Here is a 24,324-nt window from a genome sequence, read left to right as displayed (position 1 = left end):
ACCTCAACTCATCATCATGCACCAACCCACCCGATTATTTGATGTGATCCCATATCAGATGGAGCACTATTCCAAGCAGGACATGCTTGCCGCGAAAGTAAACGGTGAATGGAAACAATATAGTACGGCTGAAGTAGCAGATCTGGCCCGTCGTTTTAGTTCGGGTCTTTTGCAACTGGGTATCGGCGATAAAGAATTTGTTGTAGAAAAGCAGGATAAAGTTTCCATTATCAGTGCCAACCGGCCGGAATGGATACTCACTGATCTGGCCTGTCAGCAGATAGGCGCTGTGCTGGTTCCCATCTATCCCACCATCAGCATTCCCGAACTGGAATATGTACTGAACGATGCGGAAGCCCGTTTCCTCTTTGTGCAGGATGCGGATATGTATGAGAAAATACAAGCCATCCGTGATAAACTTCCTGCTCTCCGGGAGATATTTTCTTTTGAACGCATCCACGGTGTTAAGCACTGGACGGACATTGTAGCGCTGGCTACGCCTTCAGATGATGCTCGTATTTCTTCTATCATGGAGAGCATCAGCCCTTCTAATTTAGCCACCATTATTTATACTTCAGGGACTACCGGCACACCGAAAGGGGTGATGCTTAGCCATGAGAACATCATGAGCAATGTGAGTGCCTGCATGCCTTATCTCCCAGTGAATGAACAAGCCCGGGCATTGAGTTTCCTGCCATTAAATCACATCTTCGAAAGGATGGTTACTTACCTCTATCTGCAGGCTGGGGTATCCGTATACTACGCAGAAAGCATGGAGGCGATCTCTGATAATCTGCGAGAAGTGAAGCCAAGCATCTTTACCACGGTGCCGCGTTTATTGGAAAAGGTGTATGAGAAGATCATGGCCAAAGGGCTTGAGCTGAAAGGTGTGAAACGCGCCCTGTTCTTCTGGGCCGTGGAGCTTGGGAAACAATATGAGATCAATAAAAACCTGGGGGCCTGGTATAACTTCAAACTTTCTATTGCCAACAAGCTCATTTTCAGCAAGTGGCGTGAGGCGTTGGGGGGTAATATAGAATGTATCGTTACGGGTGCCGCGGCTTGCCAGGTACGTTTACTTAAAATATTTACGGCTGCGCAGATCTCCATTCTGGAGGGTTATGGCCTTACGGAGACTTCTCCTGTTATCAGTGTGAACCGCGCTAATGTAGAAGACCGCATGTTCGGGACCGTTGGACCCGTTATCAGCAATGTGGAAGTGAAAATGGCGGATGACGGGGAGATCCTTTGCAAAGGACCCAACGTCACCATCGGTTATTACAAACGGCCGGATCTGACTGCGGATGCTATCCAGAATGGATGGTTCCATACAGGAGATATCGGAGTCCTTGTGCAGAATAAGTTTTTGAAGATCACTGACCGGAAAAAAGAGCTGTTCAAGACCTCAGGTGGCAAATTTGTAGCCCCCCAGCCTATTGAGAATAAGTTCAAGGAGAGCCCTTTTATTGAGCAGATCATGGTGGTGGGGGCTGACAGGAAATTTACGGGGGCGCTTATCGTGCCTAATTTTCATAACCTGGAGGACTGGGCAAGGAAGCAGAAAGTGCCGTTTAAGAGTCATGAGGAGGGGTTGAAGAATCCGCAGGTCCGGGAGCTATTTAAGCAGGCGGTGGAGAAATATAACCAGTTCTTTAACCATATTGAGCAGGTGAAGAAATTTGAGCTGATGCCGCATGAGTGGACGGTGGATGGAGGGGAAATGACGCCTACATTGAAGTTGAAGCGGAAAGTGATCCTGGAGAAGTATAGGGATGAGATTGAAAGGATCTATGCATAATATTTAAGGAAATTTGGTAAAAACGCTTATTTTTGCGCTCCCGATGAGGGATTATGGCCCGGTAGTTCAATGGATAGAATAGAAGTTTCCTAAACTTTAGATACAAGTTCGATTCTTGTCCGGGCTACGAGATTGAGAAAAAGGCTTCAGGTATTGAACTTGAAGCCTTTTTTTATTTTTCCAATTTCACCATCCGGACTCAAAGACTCTCTGTATTTCCCAATGTATTTAAGCTAAAGCCTTGCCTTCAACTGCGACATAATTGCATAGAATTAATTTCGTGTGACCTTTTAATTCCCATTCAATATTGGTAATTTAGAAAAGGAATCCCCATCTAAACTATCCTTCAATATGAGCAAGATTACGAACCTCCTTAAAAAAAGTTTCTATAATGATGCCATCCGGGTTAAGGAGAATTCTATCTTCCAGGATTTCCGTCGTTATCATATTATCATGGAGGGAGACCGGCATTTGGAACTGCATCGCCGCTGCTTGTCCGCCAAATGCCCCTGTTGCGGAGGGTCTTTCAGATCCAAACAGATCGGCTCAGATATGACGGAAGATTGTATGGTATTGTGGGTACAGCAGCTGTATGAATGTAAGGAATGTGGTTTCTGGAAACGTCATATGCAAGATCATGCAGGTAGCCAGGACTATGTATTACCATTCACACAAGCTCTCCCCAGCGCAAAATCAGTTTCATTGTCGCACCTCGCAAAGGAAATTGAATCGAAGAAAGAAAGTTTATACAGCATGTCTCCCTACAAGTTCGAACAATTCATCGGATCGATCCTCGGGGACTTCTATGATTGTGAAGTAAATTATATAGGACAGACAAACGACGATGGGATTGATCTAATTCTCCTCATGTCTGAGGAACCTACTTTGGTTCAGGTAAAAAGAAGGGCTTCTCCTCTAACTACTGAAGGAGTTAACGTCGTTAAACATTTCTTCGCTTCTATGTATGGAACAAACGCCAGCAAAGGTATACTTGTATCAACAGCGCAGAAATTCTCCAAAACGGCAATGGGATGGCTGGAAAAAAATGATGTAAAGAGAGCGAATATTTCAATCGACCTGGTTGATATGAATAGATTGCTGGAAATAATTACTTCCGTTAACAAAACCAACAAACTCTCCGGATGGGATTATTTTGACAAAGACAAAACTCAAAAAATCTTTAGTCCCAGTTATACAAAGACCGCTGCTGCCACATTTGATTTCGTTGAGATAATTGGACTTGATGGAAATAAATACTATTATATTCCTTCAGATAGCTATGGCTTTTATAAATTGAACAACGCCACAATTGAAGTCGGCAACAGCAGTGATGTCAAGGAAAATTGTTCCAGAATCAATGGAGCTGCTTTCTTCAGAAACACAAGAAACCTCAACAAGAATATTATGTTTCCCATTGCAAGAAATTGGGCAATAGCAAATAAAGCTATTTTGTTTGAAGACAATAGTAATGGCGATCCTATTCAGGAAAAATTCAACCTCTTTCCAGGAGAAGGTTAAAAAACATCTCACTGCCAGTACATCTTCCTAAGTTCGACAACTACCCTGCGGGGGCTACATTCAATTAAAAGACGCTCCTTATTACCTCCCTCCCAACAACAACTTATTCGTTACCGGCACCTTCCTCAGTAAATAAGTAAGCCCATACGAAACCACCAGCACTACCAATGAAACCAGGAAGACATTCAGATAACTAAACCCCTCCAGGAAAGGAACTTTTAGTAAGAGAGGTTGTATATAGCCCGTGATAATATAAATGCCTAATGAATAAACACCAAGTGTCCCCAGCAGGACAGCCACCTTACTGTTCTGCCTGTTCTTAAAGATGTACTGTAAAATAAGGATGACCAGCACACTACCAACGAGCCCCACTACCAGCCTGTAAATATCTGTGTAGAGTTGATAAGGAATATCCTTGTTGTAATGCATATACTGACCATTGTATATGAAACTATCATAGACATAGAACCTCATCAGCACGATATACAATAGTAAGAAGCCTACCAGCCAATAACCCTGTTTCCCCCATGTTATTTTTGTTTTGTACTTGTTATACAGATAGCCGAGCACAAAGAAGGGATACATGAACTTGTACAGGAATATAATGAAGAAGTCTGGCACAACAAACGTGAGCAGGAACAGCAATAGATATACGTAGATATTATCTTTAAAAAAGTGCTTTACTACCAAAACCGCCAGGGAGCAAAAGAATACAGCCCATAAGAACCAGATAGAGGTGATGCAGATCTTTATATATTGGATCACAGTTGCCTTGATGCCTAAATACTCTCCATTCAACAACATCTTGATAATAAAATACAAGGCAGCCCATACTATTACAGGTAGTAACACTTTGGTAAATCTACTGATCACTCCTTCGCGAAAAGAGTATTTGTTGCAGGAGAAGTAAAAGAAATAACCGCTGATGAGCATGAAAAGCGGCATGTGGAAACTGTAGATGATCTTAAAAAGGGGGTTCTGAAAGAACGATTCGCTCTGGAAGTAATGTTCTCCGCTTCCATATTGAATGGAGTGTCCGATCACTACAAGGATAATGGCGATGCCTTTTATAATATCTGGAAACAGATCGCGTTTCTTTGGTTCTTTCATTTATGATTTTTTTGCATAGCTCAGTAACAATGCCTGTTCTTCTTCAGTCACCTCTCCGCAGATGGTAATTCCTATGCCGGGACGCAACTTGTCTACGATCTGTTTAAAATCCTGTATGCTCAGTGTGAGGTAAGCCAGCTTATTCATTTGCAGCAGAGGGGAAAGATCTGTGACTGGCGTTCCGCATAGTTGCAGGTCGGATAGTTTTGTAAGATTAGATAGAAAAGCAATGTCTGGTACATTCGTGTTACTGAGGTTCAGTTTCACCAGTTGTTTCAGGTTGCGCAGTTCTGTGTAGGAGGGGAATTGTTTTCCTGTGAGATCCAGTTCGGTAAGCTGAGTTAGGGCAATCACCTGTCCTATATCTGTCACCGCCGTTTTTTCTATGTTCAGTACTTTGAGTTTAGGCAGTTGCTGCAGCACCTCCAATGAAGCTATGGGCGTGTCGTATATCGATAGCTGTTTCAGTTCTTTGAGCTGCGCGAGCGGTGAAATATCAGTGATATTGGTTTTCGCGAGAAAGAGTTTATTCAGTGACGACAACGTGGAGAGCGGTGAAATATCCACTATCGGGTTGGCGGTCAGCAACAGTTCCCGGAGGCCGGTAAAACGTGCCAGGGGTTGTACATGGGTGATGTTCTTTTTGATCAGGTTAATAGTCCTGATATCCGCCAGTTTGGCAAAGCTTTGACCGGGACCGATAATCTCCTGCCAGGTGGTATCGAGTGAGGCAAACCAGGCATCGTAATTTTCGTAATTTGCTTCATCTGGTTTACTGCTACCGAAAGGTAACTGAAGGCCTTTTAAAGCATCGAGGAAATGGCTATTGGCAGGTTCTTTCATCAAAAAGCTACGAGGCTCTTCATCTTCCTCATCTCCGTTTATTTCGAATCTGTAGTTGCCATTTTTTACATGATGCAGGATGAAATCCATGAACCCGGCGAGGCTGGATGCAATCACAAACCGTGTGTCTTCATCCCTTCCGAAATTGATGACCTGTCCGCTGACGCCATCTGGGCCGGGATCCAGGTCTATGCCGATGTTGTTACCACCGTAATCTTTACTGATGGGGATGTAACGGGTGTTGATATATTGCTCTTTAATATGATTAGCAGGAACGGAGATGATATTGCTATCCATAGAAGCAGTCGAACTGGCGAGGCTTTCCCAGACTTTCCATTCTGCCAATGCCTCCTCAATACTGATAAATGGCAATCCGAAAAACAGTCCTGCATTACCGGATTCTCCATTGTGCAGGCGGTACAGCTGTTTTAACTCGTCTGGTAGAGTGAGGCCGGTTGTGGTTTCCAGGCGGCTGATGTCTGCCTCTGTAGCAGGAGGATTGAGAGATGCATTCAGTTCCGGGTATTCATTTGCAAGCAGGTCTTTTATAGTGTCTAGTGTGTTTCCGATCATGGGTTATGGACTTTGAATCCCGAAATATAATAAAAATGTGCGTTCTTTTTCTCCGCCTAAAGTTAAGTATTGGCCAAATCACCCCATTATAAAGGCCAAATTCCACCCTTTCCAAGTCCTAATTCGCCAGTAATTTTGATGTATAAAATAAAGATCATGGAAGCAATCAGACATAATGTAGTTATTAAAACATCCCCCGAAAAAGTTTACCAGGCAGTGACCACACAGGAAGGGCTTTCCTCCTGGTGGTGCAAAAACACAACTGCCCAACCGGAGATCGGGTTTATGAACATCTTCATCTTTGGACAATTCCGGAATGAGATGAAAGTAACGGAACTTACCCCCAACAAAAGGGCCGCATGGGAATGTATCAATTCCATCGAGGAATGGATCGGTACCAGCATCTCTTTTGAACTGGAAGAAAAAAACGGGAATACCCTTCTGCGGTTTACACACGGAGGCTGGAGAGCGGTTACAGATACCTTTGCAGGTTGTAATTACGACTGGGGCCGATTTATGAAAAGTTTGAAATCCTTCTGTGAAACAGGAACAGGAGAACCATCTTAAAATCCATTAACCTAAAAAAATAAAACAATGAAGGTACTTAGCACACAAGAAGTTGCAGCACGGTTTAATGAACTCGCTCAACAAGAAAAATGGTTTGAAATTCAGGATGAATTCTTTGCGGAGAACGTGAAGAGCATTGATCCAACCGGTTCTCCCTATTTTGGAAATGCGGAAGGCAAGGCTGCTGTCCGTAAGAAAGGAGAAGATTTTGTGGGCCGGATCACGGAGGTGCACAGCCTTTATACATCTGAGCCACTTGTTACCGGGAATCACTTTACAGTGGCAAGAGAGAAAGATATTACGGTGCAGCCGCATGGAAGGATATTTATCAAAGAGATCATGTTGTATGAAGTGAAAGACGGGCAGATCGTATTGGAGCAGTTCTTTTATTAAGAAGTGGTGTATATTCGCTACTATGAAAATAGATGTTTCTCCTTCTATAGGTAAAGTCTCAGCTATACATATCACACCTGCGAAACCAGTATGTATAATGACACTGGCGCATGGAGCAGGGGCAGGTATGGACCATTCATTTATGGAAACACTTGCCGATGCTCTTGCGAAAGTGGGCATCGCTACCCTGCGGTTCAACTTTCCTTTTGCGGAAAACAAAAAGGGAAGACCTGATACGCCGGCAGTTGCTCATGCGACAATAGCAGCTGCGATTAAGAAAGCACGTGAATTAAATCCCAAACTGCCGTTATTTGTTTCAGGCAAATCTTTTGGTGGAAGGATGAGTTCGCAGTACCTGGCGGCGAATCCGGATAGCGCTGTTAGCGGTATTATCTTTTATGGATTTCCGCTTCATCCTTCTGGTAAACCTTCTATCGAACGTGCGGATCATTTGAAAGAATTGAAGATACCCATGCTCTTTCTGCAGGGCGCTAAGGATACATTGGCTACATGGGAATTGATCGAAGCAGTTACGGGGTCTTTGAAGAAAGCTACGCTGGTAAAGTTTGATGGTGCAGATCACTCTTTTAAAGCGGGTAAAAAAGATGTGATGTCGTTATTGGTGGATGAGACGAAGAAATGGATTGAGAAAAAATTATAGGTTTTCTGTGTCCTTTTCCCATTTGCGCCTGTCTGTTCCTTTCTCATAATTCATCTGCCAGTTATTCCTCCTGGCGCGGATGATCAGTTCTGTGCGGAGTATTTCAGGATAAAAGACTTCTACTTTTGATCCTTTCCCTTTCAATTCTTTATCGAGTACCCCGATCCTGGCGAGGATCTCTGAAGATGCTGAGGCACAACGCATACCCAGGAAGGCATAATCATACGGTGTATTGGCAAGATAAGATTTAGTAAGACTGTCCAGCATCCGTTTCTGTGATGCGGAAATAGGAATGTTGATGGTTAACTTTTGTACATCGGGGCCGGGAGTGCCAAATAATCCCCAGAAGTGTCTTATGGAAGTGATCATAAATGTGCTGTGGCGGTTGTCTCCTTTGTCTACCCAGTGGAAACTCCCTTTGGGGCCAAAGTTGAGGATACTGTCCTTTGCTACTTCAAGCCCTACGTGCCCTCCTTTCAGGCCGCCAAACCATTCCCGTTCAACATGACTATATTCTTTTTTTGGTACGGAGCCGTAGATAAAATGGGCTTTGACGTATATGGAGTCTTCTCCATGAACGGAAAAAGTGATACAGGATAAGATGATGATCAGGATGGTGCGCATAGGTAACTAAAAATAACTGTTTACAGGCAATTAAAAAAGCCGGCCATCATAATGGGCCGGCTCTTTTTAATTTGGGGTTGCTTACTTCCAACCTCCTCCTAATCCTCTGTAAATATTGATCACAGCGTTAAACTGCTGCTGCTTCGTTTCTATCAACTCCAGCTTAGATTCTAATGCATCCCTTTGTGTCATCAATACTTCGAGATAATCTGCTCTTGCATTCTTGAACAGATCATTGGAAATGTCGATTGACCGTGTGAGCGCATCCACCTGTTTTGATTTACGATCATAACTCTTTTCCAGGTTGCTGATCTTAGACAGTTGTGTGGATACCTCGAGGTATGCATTTAAAATGGTACGCTCGTAGTTGTACATCGCCTGCAATTGTCTTGCGTTGGCATTGAAAAACTCTGCTTTGATGGCCTTGCGGTTAATAATTGGCGCGGCAAGATCTCCGGCCAGAGAATACAACAGCGACTCAGGGAATTTTACTAAGTAGGATGGCTTGAAGGCCTGGAATCCTACACCAGCAGAAATCCCAAAAGAAGGATAGAATTCAGCACGGGCCACTTTTACATCCAGTTTCGCAGCGGTTAAGTCCAGTTCAGCCCGTTTGATATCGGGGCGATTGGCTAATAACTGCGAAGGAATTCCGGAGTTTACGGCAGCAGGTAGTAAACCTAAGAAGCTGCTTTTATCTCTGGTTATTTCCTGTGGATAGCGGCCTAATAAGAAGTTGATCTTATTCTCTGTTTCCTTTATCCTTTGCTGGATCTCAAACTCCATGCTTTGGGACTTCAATACTTCTGCCTCAAATTTCTGCACGGCGAGTTCTGTTGCCCTTGCTGCTTCTTTCTGGATCTTTACGATGTCTAGCGCATTTACCTGTAGTTCGATGTTTTGCTTTACGATGGCCAGCTGATTATCGAGGGCCAGTAATTCGTAATAGGAATTAGCTACTTCGGCGATCAGGTTAGTGAGCACGAAGTTTTTACCTTCTACTGTTGACAGATGCCTGGTGATGGCTGCTTTCTTAGCGTTGCGCAGTTTTTTCCAGATGTCTACTTCCCAGTTGGCGTAGGCTGCTATGGCGAAATCTCCCAGCGGGTCTGGCATTTCTTTGCCCGGCTCAATTTCTGTGGAAGCATCACCTGCACCCTGGCTGGTATATCTTCCTACTTTTTCTACGCCAAGGCCTATTTTAGCTCCTACTTTTGGCATTAGCGCACCTTGCCTGAAACGGATATCGTTCTTTGCGATCTCAATTTCCTGCAGCGTGATCATCAACTCCTGGTTGTTATGCAACGCAGTATCGATCAGGTTGATCAGGTTCTTATCTGTAAAGAAACTCCGCCACTGAATGGCTGACATATTGGTGGTATCCTTACTGCTTTCGTAAGCATCGGGCACTGACCTGTTCTCCGTTACCGGCGCAATCACCGGAACTTTACAACTTGCAACAGCCAAACAGATCAGGCCTATATAATGATGGATCCTTGGTTTATACATTGTGATCTATTTCTTCGGTTAATGGATTCTCTTCTTCATCCTTCACAAGCGTATGCCTTTCTGCAATTTTGCCGAATATGTAATACAATCCGGGTATGATCAATACCCCGAAAATAGTTCCCAGCAACATCCCGCCGGCAGCGGCAGAACCTATCGTACGGTTACCGATCTTACCAGGGCCTTCCGCAAAAACCAATGGGATCAATCCGGCAATAAATGCGAAGGACGTCATCAGGATGGGACGGAACCTTATCACGGAACCTTCTACGGCCGCTTTGAATACGGAATCTCCTGCACGATGGCGTTGTACGGCAAACTCTACGATCAGTACGGCATTTTTACCTAACAGACCGATCAGCATTACCATAGCCACCTGGGCATAAATGTTATTCTCCAATCCGCATACTTTCAGCAAGAAGAAGGCACCGAAAATACCAGCTGGTAAGGAAAGGATTACCGGGAACGGCAAGAGGAAACTTTCATACTGGGCTGCCAGGATCAGGTATACGAAACCGAGACAGATCAGGAAGATATACACGGCTTCATTACCACGGCTCACCTCATCTTTTGAGATACCCGCCCAGTCGATACCGTACCCTCTTGGCAGTTTGGTTTTCGCTACTTCTGTGATGGCAGCGATGGCGGAACCACTACTGTAGCCAGGTGCAGAGGTACCACTGATCTCTGATGTATTGTACATATTGTGGCGTGTGATCTCTGACAGACCATACACCTTTTCCATTTTCATGAAAGCGGAGAAGGGCACCATTTCATCATGATCATTCTTCACATACAATTTCAGGATATCCTCCGGCAACGCTCTGTATTGTGGTAAGGCCTGTACCATTACTTTGTACTGGCGGCCGAATTTGATGAAGTTGGTTTCGTAGTTACTTCCTATCAGCGTAGAGAGTGTGGTCATCGCATTTTCGATGGTCACGCCCTTTTGCTGTGCGATATCGTTATCGATCCGCAACATGTATTGCGGGAAGCTGGCGCTGTAGAAGGTGAACACGGATGCCAGTTCAGGACGTTTGTTCAGTTCTTTTACAAAGTCCTTACTCGCGGTTTCCATTTGTTTGAAATCACCTGTGCCTGCTTTATCCAGCAAACGTAACTCGAAACCACCGGCAGCTCCATAACCGGGTACGGCTGGTGGCTGGAAGAATTCAATGGTAGCTCCTGTAATGTCTTTGGATTTCTCTTCCAGTTCTGCCATGATCTCCTGTACGGAATGTTTCCTGTCTTCCCAGCTTTTCAGGTTGATCAAACAGGTACCGGTGTTGGCGCCGGTTCCTTCTGTCAGGATCTCATACCCTGCGAGGGAGGAAACGGATTGTACACCTTCTACCTCTTCTGCTATCTTTTGTAATCTTTCAGAGACCTGGTTCGTTCTTTCCAGTGAAGAACCGGGAGGGGTTTGGATCACTGCGTAGAACATCCCCTGGTCTTCATTAGGGATGAACCCTGAAGGGAGGCTGTTATTCAGGAACCAGATACCGGCACAGAAACCAACGAGCATCGCAAAGGTGATCACGCGTTTGTTCACAATCACGCCGAGTATTTTCTGGTATCTTCCGGTGAGTTTGCCGAACCAGTTATTGAAACCATCGAGCACTTTATCGATGGGTGATCTCTTTCTTGGTTTACCATGGTTATTCTTCAGCATGATGGCGCAAAGCGCTGGCGTTAGTGTTAACGCTACCACACCGGAGAGGATAATGGATGTTGCCATGGTGATGGAGAACTGCCGGTAGAAGATCCCCACGGGCCCGGACATAAAGGCAACGGGTATAAATACCGCGGCCATTACGAACGTGATGGCAATGATGGCTCCGCTGATCTCATGCATGGCTTCCTCCGTAGCCTTTAGCGGTGAAAGATGCTTCGTTTCCATTTTCACATGGACGGCCTCAATCACCACGATCGCATTATCCACCACGATACCGATCGCCAATACAAGTGCGAATAAAGTGATCAGGTTGAGTGTAATGCCGAAGAACTGCATGAACATAAATGTTCCTATCAGTGATACGGGTACTGCGATGGCGGGGATCAAAGTGGAACGCCAGTCGCCCAGGAAGAGGAATACCACCAAACCTACGAGGATAAAGGCTTCTACGAGGGTGTGAATTACCTTTTCTATAGAGGCATCCAGGAATTTGGACACGTCGTAACTGATCTCGTAATCCAATCCTTTGGGGAAAGATGTTTCTTTGATCTCTTTCAGTTTCGCTTTTACGTCTTTAATTACCTGGCTGGCGTTACTTCCATACGATTGTTTTAATACGATCGCTGCAGAGGGTTTGCCGTTCAGGTTGGAATAGAGATCGTACATGGAACTGCCGAACTCTATCTCTGCCACATCTTTCAGGCGAAGCAGTTCACCATTCGGGCTGGCCCTTAGTACAATGTTTTCATATCCTTCTCTGGTGGTGAACCTTCCGGGATATTTCAATACATATTCAAATGCCTGTGAGCGTTTCCCGGAGCTTTCACCCGTTTTACCAGGTGAAGCTTCGAGACTCTGTTCATCGAGGGCTTTCATCACTTCTTCTGAAGATATCTTGTAAGCCAGCATCCGGTCTGGTTTCAGCCAGATACGCATGGCGTATTCCCGATTACCCAGAATGTCTGCCACCCCAACACCATCTACCCGTTTCAATTCAGACAATACGTTGATGTCTGCAAAGTTGAACAGGAATTTTTCATCCATGGTAGTGTCCTTCGCATAAAGGTTCACATACATGAGCATGTTGGATTCCTCGCGGGTGATCTTCACACCTTCCCTTACCACCAGCGGCGGCAGTTTGTTCACTACGGATGCTACCCTGTTCTGTACGTTCAGTGATGCCTGGTTTGGATCTGTTCCGAGGTTAAAGATCACCTGGATGGTGGCCTCACCATCGTTACCTGCATCGGAGGCCATGTATTTCATGCCGGGCACCCCATTGATGGCCCTTTCCAGCGGAATGATCACGGATTTGATCATCAGCTCACCATTTGCTCCGGGATATTCTGCGGTGATATTTACCTTGGGTGGTGAAATGGAAGGAAACTGCGTGACCGGCAATTTGGTCATCGCCAGCACCCCTATGAATACAATGATGAGTGATATTACGATCGACAGGACGGGCCTGCGTATAAACTTATTAAACATTGAAATTACTTTTTTAGGAAATGAATCACTATTCCGTTCTCAACCGCAAGTGAGAGATCACTTCCTTCGGAGCCTGGTATTCGAATTCGATCTTGTCATCATCTTTTACCTTTTGCACACCTTCCAGCAGTATCTTGTCGCTTTCTTTGAGACCACTTTCAATCACGTACAGATCAGGCATCTGGCCCAATACGGAAATGTGTTGCGATCTCACGACGTTGTTCTTGTCGAGTACAAAAACATACATCTTATCCTGGATCTCGTAAGTGGCTTTTTGCGGGATCACCAATGCATCCCTCAGCGGAACGGTCATCAGTACCTTTCCTGTTTCGCCATGTTTCAACAATTTATCAGGGTTCGGGAACCTTGCCCTGAAAGCAATATTTCCTGTTTCGCTATCGAATTCACCTTCAATGGTTTCTACATCCCCTTTATACTGAAGCGGGTGGTTATTAGCCAGCAGCAGACCTACTTTGCTGTTTGCGCGGCCTTTTGCATTGGTTTGGTATTCCAGGTATTCGGGTTCGGATACATTAAAGTAGGCGAACATCTGGGTGTTATCTGACAGGCTGGTCATTAACTCCCCTTCGTCCACGAGGCTTCCCAGTTTCAATGGGATGCGGTCGATGGTTCCGTCGAATGGAGCCCTGATCTCTGTGAAAGAGAGATGCAGTTTGGCCAGTGCCATTTCTGCTTTTGCCTGATCCAGTTTGGCCTGGGCCATGGCTTGTTCATTCTTTGAGATCACATTTTTGTCTACCAGCGTAGTAGCGTTTTGTAATTCGATCTCTGCGGCTTTGGTTTCTGCTTCTGCTTTTAACAGTTCTGCTTCATACATTTTCGGCATGATCCTAAACAGCAGCTGACCGGCTTTTACGAACTGCCCTTCATCTACATAGATGTTTTGCAGGAAGCCTTTTTCCTGTGCCCTGATTTCAATGTTCCGGACAGACCGGATCTGTGAAACATACTCCTTGGTAAAAGAAGTATCTATCTTCAAAGGACTGGTAGCAACATACTTACCAGCTTCTTCTTTTTCTTCTGCTTTTGATACACAGCCTGTTTGGTATAATAACGCAGACAAGCTCGCGAACACGAGAATTCTTTTCATGATATTAAATGGATATTGAGCGATTGAAATGAATAAACTAAGGGACCTGAGGAGATCAGATCCTTAAAGCTCCTTGTGTAATATACCTGGGGCTGCAATAATTGGGTGGGGCACCCGGGCAGCTGTAGTGATCACTTAAATTGGACTGGTCAGAGAGGGTTAAATAGCCCCTGGCCAGCACGATGTATTTTCTGACAAATGAATTATTGGTTTCCTCATCTTCTTCTTCATCCATGATGAGGTATTCGGCTTCTTTTTCTGTGGTGGCTTTCTTAATGACGGTTCTGAGGGTGAATTTTTGCTGCGTGATGGCATTTTGATGGCTGCCTATATGAATATAGTTGTACCCTCCCAACAGAAGGTAACCCAGACATATCAAAAATATAACAACTCGCATTTGGGTGCCAAAAATAGTAAAACTTTGAGGCGAAAGAAAATCAGAGGGCCTGATTTGCGGTAAGAAAAGGTTAAATTTTTGTTTTTTAAGGAGATTTTAATATAGTGGTATTATTGATATATGGTTTTTTAAGGTGGTTTTAAAATTTCACCTTATCCTTCTCACAATAATACCTTGTGGTATTGAGTTGCTTCACATGATCTGCTTTCTCGCATTTAGGGCAGATCACTTTTCCGGCAGCATTCTTTTTGCGCCTGGCAGGGATGCTAAAAGTTATATTGGGCGTTTCATTTTCGAATTGTTTTATGGAGGCCAACAGCAAGGTATCCATGCCTTCCCCGGTGTAATAAAAATCAGAAGATTTTCCACTTCCGGAGTTGAATGTTAAAGAGAAATCACCTTTACTATTAGTGGTAGTTTTTGCCAGGATCTTATTCTCTTCTTTTACAAAGATGGTGAGACGGGTTGTAGGGATTGGCCTGATATGTCCGTCAAGATATACTGTAATTGAAAGTATAAGGATGAGGGTGTGCATATGCTAAATATACGCACTATTGGTACACCTTCACCCAATCCACGATCATTTGAACGGGTAAATTTGCAGGGTTTACTTTTCCTACCCAACTTCCTCCCAGCTGCTGATCTATCAGGATATAAAAAGGTTGATCGAATGGCCATTGGGAAGGGTCTACGTTTGCTACGCGGGGGTAAGTGAATGTTTCTTTTCCGTTGAGCGTGAATACCAGTTTATCCGGATACCATTCCAGGCCAAAAGTATTGAAGTCTGCAATGTTCAATCCTGCTTTAGCAGAACTGGGCGGGTTGTTCTTTTGCTTGAGTTCATGCGTGTACCGGGAATGCGTGGTTTGATAGATAATACTGTCGTAATTCAGATGTTCCATGATATCTATCTCTCCGCCGTCAGGCCACTTTCCTTTTTCCGGAAGCATCCACATGGCAGGCCAGGCGCCCTGTGCACATTCCAGTTTTGCGTGGATCTCAATCTTCCCGTATTTAAAGTTGAATTTGCCTTTGCTGTAGATGCCTCCTGTTAAGAAAGGCCGCGGGTCTTTGAGGGTATCGGGGTTATTGATGCCTTTCAGGAACAGGGTTCCGTTCTTCATGTCATAACATTGCGGGTCTGTGGTCATGTGGCGGCCCCAGTCGGCGTTGTTTTTGGATATTCTTGTCCATTTGGTGGTATCGAGTTCCGTGCCGTTGAACTGGTCTTCCCAGATCAGTTTCCAGCGTTTGTTGCCGCTTGTTTTTTGCTGAGTTTTGCAGTTTCCGAATAACAGTGGCAGGAGTAATAAAAGGTAGCTGTGCTTGTTCATACGAGTGCAATGATAATAAACGGATGCTTATTTTCCTGTTAAATTTGATAGGATATTCGCCGTTAGGGGAGGCTATAGGATGGATACGGTAATGATACGGTGATCTTACACAAGTGCTACGGGATTGATTTGGTTAAAATAACATCAAACTATTCACTTATCTTTGCATCCATTCGCAAAAAAACTGCAAACCTTTGGGCCATGTAATTGGATCAACATATTAAACCAGGTTATTGCAGCGGCAGCCCTGCCGCTGTGTGGAAGTTTATTGTTGATATAAAATTAATTACATGGCTATTTCACAAAAATACGGCCGTACATATCATTACCCCTTCTCGCCAGGCACTTCCAGTGACGACCGGATCCAGCATGATTATTGGGATCATCTTAAAAAGATCCCACAACTGGTGCATACGGAAAAGCTGGACGGAGAAAACAATTGTTTATCCAGGTATGGTGTGTTTGCACGCTCTCATGCTGCTCAGGCAGTTTCTCCATGGACGGAAAGCCTCCGGCGCTTCTGGCAAAGTATCAAAAACGACCTTGGGCCACTGGAAATTTTCCTCGAGAATCTTTATGCTATCCATTCCATAACATATCGTCAACTGCCGCATCGCTTTTTTGTGTTCGCAGTACGGGAAAACGGAAGATGGCTGAGCTGGGAAGAAACGAAATTCTATGCGGCGATGCTTGCATTACCGGTAGTACCGGAGATCAGTGTCTTTACACCGGCAATGGAAAGAACGGCATTTGAAAATGAGGTGAAGACAATCGTTGCAGGCCGTGGCGGCTTCGATCCTCATGATGCGGGAAATGAACGGCCAACAATCATGGAAGGTATTGTTACGCGCAATACAGATAGCTATGCGCAGGAAGATTTCTCCCGGAATGTATTTAAGTACGTGAGAAAAGGACATGTGCAAACAGACGAACACTGGACGCGTAACTGGAAACGGGCAGGCTTAAACTACGAAGGAGGTAATTATGTGGACCATCAGTAATAATAAATCGTGGGAACAACTGGAGGATCAATTCGATTGGGTGAAGGTAATGAAGGAAATACCGCAGGACAGTATCCATCATGCAGAAGGTAATGTAGCCATACATACACAAATGGTGCTGGCCGAACTGGAACAGGATATTGTTTATCAATCTCTTTCCCCAGAGGATCAGGAAATCCTCTGGGCTGCGGCTTTACTGCATGATGTGGAAAAACGTAGCACAACAGTTACAGAAGCGGATGGAAGGATCACTTCCAAAGGGCATGCGCGTAAAGGAGCGCAGACAGCGCGGGTGATCCTTTATCATGATATTCCCACACCTTTTTCTATAAGGGAACAAATCTTTGGTCTCGTTAAACATCATAGTTTACCGTTGTGGCTACTGGAAAAACGTGATCCATTAAAAACGATTATCATGGCCAGCCTGGAAGTGAATACAGAATGGCTGGCATTACTGGCAAGGGCTGATGTGCTGGGCAGGACCTGCCACGATAAAGAAGACCTGCTTTACCGGGTAGATTGTTTTGTGGAGTTTTGTAAGGAACACGGATGCTGGGGTACTACCCGCTCTTTTACATCTGGCCATGCACGTATGTATTATTTGCAAAAGGATGATGCTTATCCGGACTATGTACCTTTTGATCATCCTGAAACAAAAGTAGTTTTGATGAGTGGACTACCGGGTGCGGGTAAGGACACCTATATCCGGAAAAATTTTCCTGCTCTGCCTGTGATCTCGCTGGATGAGATCAGGCGGGAACGGAAAACGGAGGCTACAGACAAAACAGGCAATGGACAAGCCATACAGGCTGCAAAGGAAAAAGCCAGGGAATACCTGCGCAGCAAAAAAAGCTTTGTATGGAATGCCACTAATATCACCCGTCAAATGCGCAGCCAGCTGATCGATCTCTTCCTTACTTATAAAGCGGAAGTACAGATCGTATATGTAGAAGTACCTTATGCTAAACTGCATCATCAGAATAGCAGCAGGGAGGCGGTAGTACCAAGGGCTGTTCAGGAGAGGCTGATACGCAAAATGGAGGTGCCGGCATTATGGGAAGCGCATGATGTGGTGTATCACATTAACTAATAAGTCCCCGTGGAGGTAATTCTACGGGGATACTTAATTATTCCCACGCTATAAATCCTTCGATTGCGAAATAAATGATCGCTGCATAAAGCGTGTATTTGATCACTTTCTTTATCACTTTGTAAGCGTCAAGTGAAAATGCGAGGGTTGTTGACTGTTCCATGTTTTATCGTTTTAAATTATATCACAAAAATACCGGTGCAGCTTGCGGTAAAATTGTAAGAAAACGAAATGGAGCAGATCAGAGCAGTAACTCCGGGGATTATGGAAATGAAGTTTTTAATAATTTATTTCAGTTTTATATATGAATAACTAACTAATGCAGATTTCTCAAGTGCTAACGTCGGATGTATCTTAAAAGGATAAATACTATCTTTTAACCGCTTCAAAACAAATGATCCCAGAGTGTCTGGTTAATACTATATTTAGTAAATACTTATACGCGAATAAAAGAATAATCAGTTACCCCAATACCTCATCAACTAAGTCTGAAATATGTCCCTAAAATCCCTCCTCCCTTACCCGATGGCATTATGCCTGTTACTATTAGTGTTCCCCTGTTTCTCTCAAAGTACTTCCTACCGTATGCTCGGTAGTTTCATTTACGAAAAGAAAGCATATAACTATGCGTTCATAAAAATAAATGAAACAAGCTATACCTTTAAGATCAGTACTATTGATCCTACTGCAAAAGGTGTAAGTGATATAGATGAAACGAAGGAATCTGATACCACTTCTCCAAAGGATGATCCTCCGGAATACCAATTTTCCGAATTTTCGAAAGATATATTTAAGGCAATGTTTGTGGAACAGATGGGAAAGGTTATGAAGGAAACAGATCGTGGAACATTAGAAGACAAAAGCCTTGAGGTATTCTTTTCCATACAAGCAAAGATTGATTTTAAAGATGATGAGCCTGTAACAGCATACTTGATCTTAAGGAGAGATAATATCAGAAGTTATTTGCGATCTAACGGTTCTGTTTATTACCAGGGTAGATTAAGCGGACTTACGGCCGGACACCAAATTAGCAAGGTGGATATTGAAATTGCAGACGGAGCCATAAAAAACATTAAAGCCCATCTTATAAAGCCTTACAATGCTCAAGCTTCTTCAGAAAGTCCTACCCAGTTTCTGGAATTTAAGAATCAATATCCAATTAGCATTTCCGGAAAGTTTGACCCGGAAAAATTAGCAGACGTAAACCTATACTGTTATAATTGCAATGGTGAAAAAGGGCTTGTCAGGTATATAAAATTGTCTGAATTATTGATATACGACATCGTACTTGAAAATGATAAAGAGGATTATAGTCCGGCAAACAGCAGGTATATTATCATCCCTACCACCCCGATCATAGAACTTAAAAAAGAAAAACGGTCAAAAATCCTCAACATAGCTGCTTTTACTGATTTTGCAGGTCTTGACCAGGAACAGCCGAATGGTTTAATTCAGATTGAGGCTATCAGGAAGATCAATCTCAATACAAAGTACAGATTATTGTTCGGGCGGCGCAATGAAGGCATTCTTTCCAAAGTTGATCTGAAAAGGGTGGATCCAAAAATTAGAAACGATAATGGGTACAGGAAGAATACCAAAGAAAGCGTTTATGATCTATATATGAGAGATACTACAAAAGAGAAAAGAGACGATGTTAGCAAGGATATGGACAACTCCGGCGCTGGCAGGCAAAAAATCGGCACCTTTATTATACGGAATCCAAAATTCCGGTCTCCCTATTTAAACTTATTCGGTTCAATTGAACCAAGATTATTATTCTCAAAGCTGGAAGAAAATAATCGGTTTGTTGACAGCGCAAGCGTTATAGATAAACAGATTGACCCGATTCAACTTTACCAGTATCAACTAGCCTCATTGGGGTTAAAGCTGGACATAATAAAGTTCAGCTTTCCGCAACTGAAGTTAAATTGGAACGTACTAAACGTCGGAGCTTATTGGTTTAGGACCAGAATAGCCACTTCTACAGATTCCGTTAAGGAGACATCTGTACCGCTCAATAGTTCTTATCTTCAATTTACTTCCAGCTTCAGCTTTAACCCGGATAGCAGGTGGGCAGTTACGCTAGGATGTAATTACATCAGGCCAGAGATATGGAATAAAGAATATAAACTATCAAGTAAGGAAGGATTGATCCAGCCGTTCTTTGATGCATATATGAAGACCGGCGAAGACTCCAGGTTGTTCTTCCGTTTTAGATGGACACATGAACGGCTAAACAATTCAAATAATTTTACTCAGATACAGATGGGTTATTCATTGATGCTATTTGCCAAATAAAAAACAGAAAACACCATTCACTGGTCTCAGCATCAACAAAATAGGTTTTATGGATGAAATATACTGTATACAGGAACTGGCTGATATAGATAAAACTATTACAGCAGAAGCGATAAGAATAAATGAGATTGCTAAAAAACTTCGTTTCACTGATAGTGTGGAATTTGAACTTAATGGCGATACAAACGGGATTCGTCCTACCAGTAATAAATTAAAAGGTGTCTATTTCTTTGAAATTAAAAATTCACATTCATTGTTTGACGCTGAAAAATGGGTATCCTCATTTAGGATAAAATGGGAGGATTGGGAACATTACTGGGTACCAGGCATTAAAGATAAGAGAGTACGTGAACACAAGAAGTTTGATGATTGGATTCCGCTTTACATAGGTAAGTCCAAAAATATAGGTAGTCGTATTAATGAGCATATACACATGGAATGCACAAAGCATACTTTTGCCATGAAATTAAAAGCCAGGCCCAACCTGTTTGGTGAGATATTTAAGGTGAGCTGGATTCCTATAGATGTGAAGAATTATGACATGATTGTTCCTTCAATTGAAAGTGCACTTAGAAATATATATCATCCAATTATTGGAAGACAGTAATTATTTCAGCATTATTTAAGCGCTAACTCCTTCACGCTCTTCCTGATATATCCATTTTCCAGGTAAGCATAGAGATTCTTCCCGGGGCAAACGGTTTGTTTAGAATAATCTTTGTGAGACGCAATTGTTTCATAAGGGATCTGGTACTTCTTACTCACATAAGCGATCAGGCGGACCAGGGATTGCAGTTGTGCCGCCGGCACTTCGTCTGTTTCCAGATTACCCATGCAGGTGATCAGCAGGTGACCTGAAGGATCATATTCGGTGGCGGTTTCGCCGGCAGTGAATACATCCCTGCCTTCATAAATAGCACCATCCGGTGCAATCAGGAAATGGTAAGGGATATCGCTCCAATTCCTGTCTTTTCCCATACCCCAGATCTGTACGTTGCGGATATGTTTCGGCGCATCATCATTTATGCCGAAACGGGAACCTTCGTGGTGGATGGTGATCTTTACCGGTTTATGTGATTTGTATGGCTTAGGTATTACAGCATTCCAGCCGGAACGGGGGATGATAGCTACTGTGGTAAGTACCGGTGTAATTTCTTTGCGTGTGCTTTCATTACCGGTGCGGTCAACTGCGGTAACAGCAATGTTGCTGATGTACTTTCCACTTTCCATCGTTTTCAACAACACGGAACGATCATTGCGATTGAATACCTGGTAATTCCATTTGCTGCCATACTGATAATATATCACCCATCTGAATACATCCTTTTCATCAGGGTGAGACCAGCTGACCCTCATCATCGTATCTGCTTCTATAGCGGTTTTTGCATTGGGTATAGCTGGTGGTGTATGATCCAGCCAGGGGCTTGAGGGGACCAATGCATCTTGTTTGTATGGCCCGGTGACCAATGCTTTGGCCATGTTTGGGCTACGGGTAACAGAAGAAATATGCCAATGTATCACACCGGGGCTTTGTTGGATCATGCCCCTGGTGATCATGATCTTGTTGATCGTTTCGTCTGTATTCCTGGCGCTGGTATCTGTGCCCAAACTGATGCCAGGCCATAGGTGACGGTGTAATGTATTTTCATCTTCCCACCAGCGCAATAACAGCGGAAAGCTATAGTTAGATCTGATGGTCCAGTATAATTGAGGAGAGAAATAATCTATCCAGCCTTTGTTCAACCAGAGCTTTGCATCTGCATACAACTCTCCATACTGATCAAAACCGATAGGAACGGTTGATGGATAACCGGGACGATACATGCCAAATGGACTAATACCAAATTTCACGTAGGGCTTTGCGGCTTTAATATCTTTGTATAAACGTTCAATGAAAATGTTCACAGCTTCACGACGCCAATCTCCACGGGAGAGTTTCCCCCCACCTTTTTGATATGCTTTCCAGCTGGTGGTGTCCGGGAAATCTGCATTGCCGTTATAAGAGGGATATGGATAGAAGTAGTCATCAAATTGCACACCGTCTATATCATATCTTTTCACTAAATCCATTACTACTGCTACACCATGATCCTGTGTTCCTTTCTGCGCAGGATCAAACCACCAATATCCTTCTTTCAGTTTCATCACCAGGTTAGGCATTTTTGTAACTACCGAACTTTCTGTTACGGGGCCTCCTGATATGTGATGAGCACGGTAAGGGTTCAGCCATACATGTAATTCTATCCCACGGTCATGTGCTGCTGTTATCCAGAAATCCAGGGGATCATAATATGGGTCCGGGGCTTTTCCCTGTGTGCCGGTTAAGTAATAGGACCAGGGTTCGAGATCGCTTTTATATAAAGCATCTGCCTGGGGGCGTACCTGCAGGATGATCGCATTGAAGTGAAGGTCTTTCAGGGAATCTATAAGGCGTAAGGCTTCTGCTTGTTGGGCTGCGGTGCTGAGGCCGGGTTTGCTGGGCCAGTTAATGTTGGCTACGGTGGCTACCCAGGCGGCTCTGAATTCTTTCATGGCTGTGAGGGCGGGAGGCTGTTTTTGGACAATGGGTTTTGTTGAAGAACAGGAGCAGAGAACGATGACACAGAAAACTGATATTTTATTAAGCATAAAGCAATGGTTTTGGAGAAAACTTCATTACTTAAAAATAACATTATGCATTGATAACAGCTATATTTCTTACTTATCCTTGAAATACTCTACACCATCTTCCCGCACAAATCCATATCCTTGTTCTGTTCCTACGTAGAAGAACCTGATCTTTTTACCCTGGTGTTCTAAAATCTTCACTGGGGCACTTGTTACTCTTTTGTATTTGGGGGCGATGAATATGGGCGCGCTGGCATCGAAGATGATAATTCCAACTTTCCCGTTTTTATAGGCCATACACCAGAAATCATCATTGGCAAAAGACAGGCGGTCCCACTCAAAGGGTATCAGGATATCACCATTGGGTTTCAGGATACCGTATTTGCCATATCGCATGCCGGTATATAAATTAAATTTGGGGCTGGCAGAGCGCCCCATCACTCCATACAGGAAAGGGAATATGATGTTATTCTTTGGGCCTATCACGCCCCACAGGCCATCTTTTTTTGCCATCCTTACATTGTAATCGCCATCGAAAAAATCGAAGGCATCATAGATGGCTGGGATGGAATCATACCCGGCCCCTTTACCACGTATCAGGTATCCCTTTTTATTATTCAGCGTGAAGGGTTCAACAAAATCATTAAACGGCTCTCCTTCCACTGTTCCAATAGTTACCTTTTTAAGGTTTTTCCAATCGGATGCTGTGGCTTCCTGCACCTTTCCATCTTTTGTGACCTTGACATAAGTATCTCCTGTAGCTGCTCCGGCATAAGGGCCTTGTCCCCCAACGATCACCTCATCATATTTCACAGGCAGGATGAGCTTTCCTTCCGGATTGACTAAGCCGTATTTTCCACCTGTTTTCAGTATATACCACTTTCTTTCCTGCCATCTATATATTTCGATCTCATCATTCAGCGGGAGTAACAGTTTGCCGGTACTGTCTATCAGGCCGTATTTGTCTTTCAGCATGACAAGCGCGCATTTTTCATCGTACGTGTTGGCCTGATCAAACTTTGCGGGGATTACCAGTTTGCCGGTCATATCTGCATAACCCCATTTTGTATATAACCTGTAGGGCATGAGCTGGGAGTAGGCGGCTGATGTGAGTAATAACAGGAGGAATACGAAGAGCTTTTTCATGGATATTGTGCTATGCGTGCTCCGGCACCTATTAGTGACCATACAATTAAGGTGAAAATGACAAGGCCGATCTTTCCGCCTTTAGAAATGGTGGAAGAGCGGGCTAATCCATAGATGCCTATTATCGGCATGCCGATCAATAAGAAAACTACTAGTCCTGTTTTATCATACCACGGGTCGTTGTTCTGTAGAGGTTTAATTTTCATATAGGGATATTGTGGGATAAATATAGGGATTATTATGATGTTTTTGGCAGGGATCATGCCGCGCAGGAAAGGGCGGAGGGTTTTTCTTTTTTTTGGATGAGTTTTTTTTGGGGAGTGTTTTTTAGTAGGGACCATGCCGCGCAGGAAAGGGCGGAGGGTTTTTCTTTTTTTTGGATGAGCTTTTTTTCGGGGAGTGTTTTTTAGTAGGGACCATGCCGCGCAGGAAAGGGCGGAGGGTTTTTCTTTTTTTTGGATGAGTTTTTTTTTGGGGAGTGTTTTTTAGTAGGGACCATACCGCGCAGGAAAGGGCGGAGGGTTTTTCTTTTTTTTGGATGAGCTTTTTTTAGGGGAGTGTTTTTTAGTAGGGACCATTCCGCG

General features: G+C 43.8%; 22 protein-coding genes and 1 tRNA gene. 10 read left to right on the top strand and 13 right to left on the bottom strand.

The window, feature by feature from the left end; genetic code table 11:
• Positions 1–16 precede the first annotated feature (16 nt).
• The 3 genes from GFS24_RS26335 (at position 17) to GFS24_RS26325 (ending at position 3,316) form a co-directional block, all read left to right on the top strand.
• Positions 17–1,798: a long-chain fatty acid--CoA ligase gene (locus tag GFS24_RS26335; protein WP_153665006.1), complete on the top strand. Its 1,782-nt coding sequence runs from the start codon at positions 17–19 to the stop codon at positions 1,796–1,798.
• A 55-nt stretch (positions 1,799–1,853) separates the two neighbouring features.
• Positions 1,854–1,925, top strand: a tRNA-Arg gene (locus GFS24_RS26330).
• A gap of 224 nt (positions 1,926–2,149) precedes the next feature.
• Entirely contained in the window at positions 2,150–3,316 is a 1,167-nt protein-coding gene (locus GFS24_RS26325) for a restriction endonuclease (protein WP_153665004.1), read from the top strand.
• A gap of 81 nt (positions 3,317–3,397) precedes the next feature.
• Here the strand turns inward: GFS24_RS26325 and GFS24_RS26320 are convergent, their stop codons facing one another.
• Both GFS24_RS26320 and GFS24_RS26315 read right to left on the bottom strand, forming a co-directional pair.
• Positions 3,398–4,426, bottom strand: coding sequence for an acyltransferase family protein (locus GFS24_RS26320; RefSeq protein WP_153665002.1), 1,029 nt, complete (start codon positions 4,424–4,426; stop codon positions 3,398–3,400).
• Complete coding sequence (locus GFS24_RS26315; RefSeq protein WP_153665000.1) at positions 4,427–5,842, bottom strand: SMI1/KNR4 family protein; 1,416 nt, start codon at positions 5,840–5,842, stop codon at positions 4,427–4,429. It lies immediately after the preceding gene.
• 156 nt (positions 5,843–5,998) lie between these two features.
• On the opposite strand from GFS24_RS26315, the gene GFS24_RS26310 reads away from it, so the two are divergent.
• From GFS24_RS26310 to GFS24_RS26300, 3 genes are read left to right on the top strand one after another with little or no spacing between them, the layout of a single operon-like run.
• The gene (locus GFS24_RS26310; protein ID WP_153664998.1) at positions 5,999–6,409 is read left to right on the top strand and encodes an SRPBCC domain-containing protein; all 411 of its coding nucleotides are present in this window, start codon (positions 5,999–6,001) and stop codon (positions 6,407–6,409) included.
• Positions 6,410–6,436: 27 nt separating this feature from the next.
• Entirely contained in the window at positions 6,437–6,802 is a 366-nt protein-coding gene (locus GFS24_RS26305; RefSeq protein WP_153664996.1) for a SnoaL-like domain-containing protein, read from the top strand.
• A gap of 22 nt (positions 6,803–6,824) precedes the next feature.
• A complete protein-coding gene (locus GFS24_RS26300) occupies positions 6,825–7,463 on the top strand; it encodes an alpha/beta fold hydrolase (protein ID WP_253906603.1) in 639 nt (212 codons plus the stop codon).
• Here GFS24_RS26300 and GFS24_RS26295 read toward each other — a convergent pair.
• From GFS24_RS26295 to GFS24_RS26265, 7 genes are all read right to left on the bottom strand, one after another.
• On the bottom strand, positions 7,458–8,087 hold the full coding sequence (locus GFS24_RS26295; protein ID WP_153664994.1) for a hypothetical protein: 630 nt from the start codon (positions 8,085–8,087) through the stop codon (positions 7,458–7,460). The genes GFS24_RS26300 and GFS24_RS26295 overlap by 6 nt on opposite strands.
• An 81-nt stretch (positions 8,088–8,168) precedes the next feature.
• Positions 8,169–9,596, bottom strand: coding sequence for a TolC family protein (locus GFS24_RS26290; RefSeq protein ID WP_153664992.1), 1,428 nt, complete (start codon positions 9,594–9,596; stop codon positions 8,169–8,171).
• Complete coding sequence (locus tag GFS24_RS26285) at positions 9,589–12,756, bottom strand: efflux RND transporter permease subunit (RefSeq protein ID WP_153664990.1); 3,168 nt, start codon at positions 12,754–12,756, stop codon at positions 9,589–9,591. The genes GFS24_RS26290 and GFS24_RS26285 overlap by 8 nt, the downstream gene beginning before the upstream one ends.
• A 28-nt stretch (positions 12,757–12,784) precedes the next feature.
• Positions 12,785–13,867 carry an efflux RND transporter periplasmic adaptor subunit gene (locus GFS24_RS26280; RefSeq protein WP_153664987.1) on the bottom strand — a complete coding sequence of 361 codons (1,083 nt, stop codon included), beginning with the start codon at positions 13,865–13,867 and terminating at the stop codon, positions 12,785–12,787.
• Between the two features lie 55 nt (positions 13,868–13,922).
• Positions 13,923–14,264: a hypothetical protein gene (locus GFS24_RS26275; protein ID WP_153664985.1), complete on the bottom strand. Its 342-nt coding sequence runs from the start codon at positions 14,262–14,264 to the stop codon at positions 13,923–13,925.
• Between the two features lie 139 nt (positions 14,265–14,403).
• Entirely contained in the window at positions 14,404–14,799 is a 396-nt protein-coding gene (locus tag GFS24_RS26270; protein ID WP_153664983.1) for a hypothetical protein, read from the bottom strand.
• 16 nt (positions 14,800–14,815) lie between these two features.
• The gene (locus tag GFS24_RS26265; RefSeq protein ID WP_153664981.1) at positions 14,816–15,598 is read right to left on the bottom strand and encodes a glycoside hydrolase family 16 protein; all 783 of its coding nucleotides are present in this window, start codon (positions 15,596–15,598) and stop codon (positions 14,816–14,818) included.
• Between the two features lie 290 nt (positions 15,599–15,888).
• Here GFS24_RS26265 and GFS24_RS26260 point away from each other — a divergent pair, with 290 nt between their 5' ends.
• Complete coding sequence (locus tag GFS24_RS26260) at positions 15,889–16,599, top strand: RNA ligase family protein (protein ID WP_153664979.1); 711 nt, start codon at positions 15,889–15,891, stop codon at positions 16,597–16,599.
• Positions 16,583–17,689: an AAA family ATPase gene (locus tag GFS24_RS26255; protein WP_153664977.1), complete on the top strand. Its 1,107-nt coding sequence runs from the start codon at positions 16,583–16,585 to the stop codon at positions 17,687–17,689. Before GFS24_RS26260 ends, GFS24_RS26255 begins: the two co-directional genes overlap by 17 nt.
• 37 nt (positions 17,690–17,726) lie before the next feature.
• Here the strand turns inward: GFS24_RS26255 and GFS24_RS29360 are convergent, their stop codons facing one another.
• A complete protein-coding gene (locus tag GFS24_RS29360; protein WP_256379103.1) occupies positions 17,727–17,852 on the bottom strand; it encodes a hypothetical protein in 126 nt (41 codons plus the stop codon).
• 422 nt (positions 17,853–18,274) lie between these two features.
• Between GFS24_RS29360 and GFS24_RS26250 the strand changes: the two genes are divergently transcribed.
• Together GFS24_RS26250 and GFS24_RS26245 are read left to right on the top strand one after the other, a co-directional pair.
• Complete coding sequence (locus GFS24_RS26250; RefSeq protein ID WP_153664975.1) at positions 18,275–19,987, top strand: hypothetical protein; 1,713 nt, start codon at positions 18,275–18,277, stop codon at positions 19,985–19,987.
• A 49-nt stretch (positions 19,988–20,036) separates the two neighbouring features.
• Positions 20,037–20,594: a GIY-YIG nuclease family protein gene (locus GFS24_RS26245; RefSeq protein ID WP_153664973.1), complete on the top strand. Its 558-nt coding sequence runs from the start codon at positions 20,037–20,039 to the stop codon at positions 20,592–20,594.
• Between the two features lie 11 nt (positions 20,595–20,605).
• On the opposite strand, the gene GFS24_RS26240 is transcribed toward GFS24_RS26245, so the two are convergent.
• From GFS24_RS26240 to GFS24_RS29025, 3 genes are all read right to left on the bottom strand, one after another.
• A complete protein-coding gene (locus GFS24_RS26240; protein ID WP_253906601.1) occupies positions 20,606–22,519 on the bottom strand; it encodes a family 10 glycosylhydrolase in 1,914 nt (637 codons plus the stop codon).
• 165 nt (positions 22,520–22,684) lie between these two features.
• The gene (locus GFS24_RS26235; RefSeq protein WP_173003204.1) at positions 22,685–23,740 is read right to left on the bottom strand and encodes a WG repeat-containing protein; all 1,056 of its coding nucleotides are present in this window, start codon (positions 23,738–23,740) and stop codon (positions 22,685–22,687) included.
• A complete protein-coding gene (locus GFS24_RS29025) occupies positions 23,737–24,081 on the bottom strand; it encodes a hypothetical protein (protein WP_173003203.1) in 345 nt (114 codons plus the stop codon). Before GFS24_RS29025 ends, GFS24_RS26235 begins: the two co-directional genes overlap by 4 nt.
• Positions 24,082–24,324: the final 243 nt, after the last annotated feature.

The sequence above is a fragment of the Chitinophaga sp. SYP-B3965 genome (assembly GCF_009647655.1).
GTDB lineage: Bacteria > Bacteroidota > Bacteroidia > Chitinophagales > Chitinophagaceae > Chitinophaga.
The sequence above is the reverse complement of the archived record's forward strand: the minus strand, read 5'-3'. Positions and strand labels throughout refer to the sequence as shown.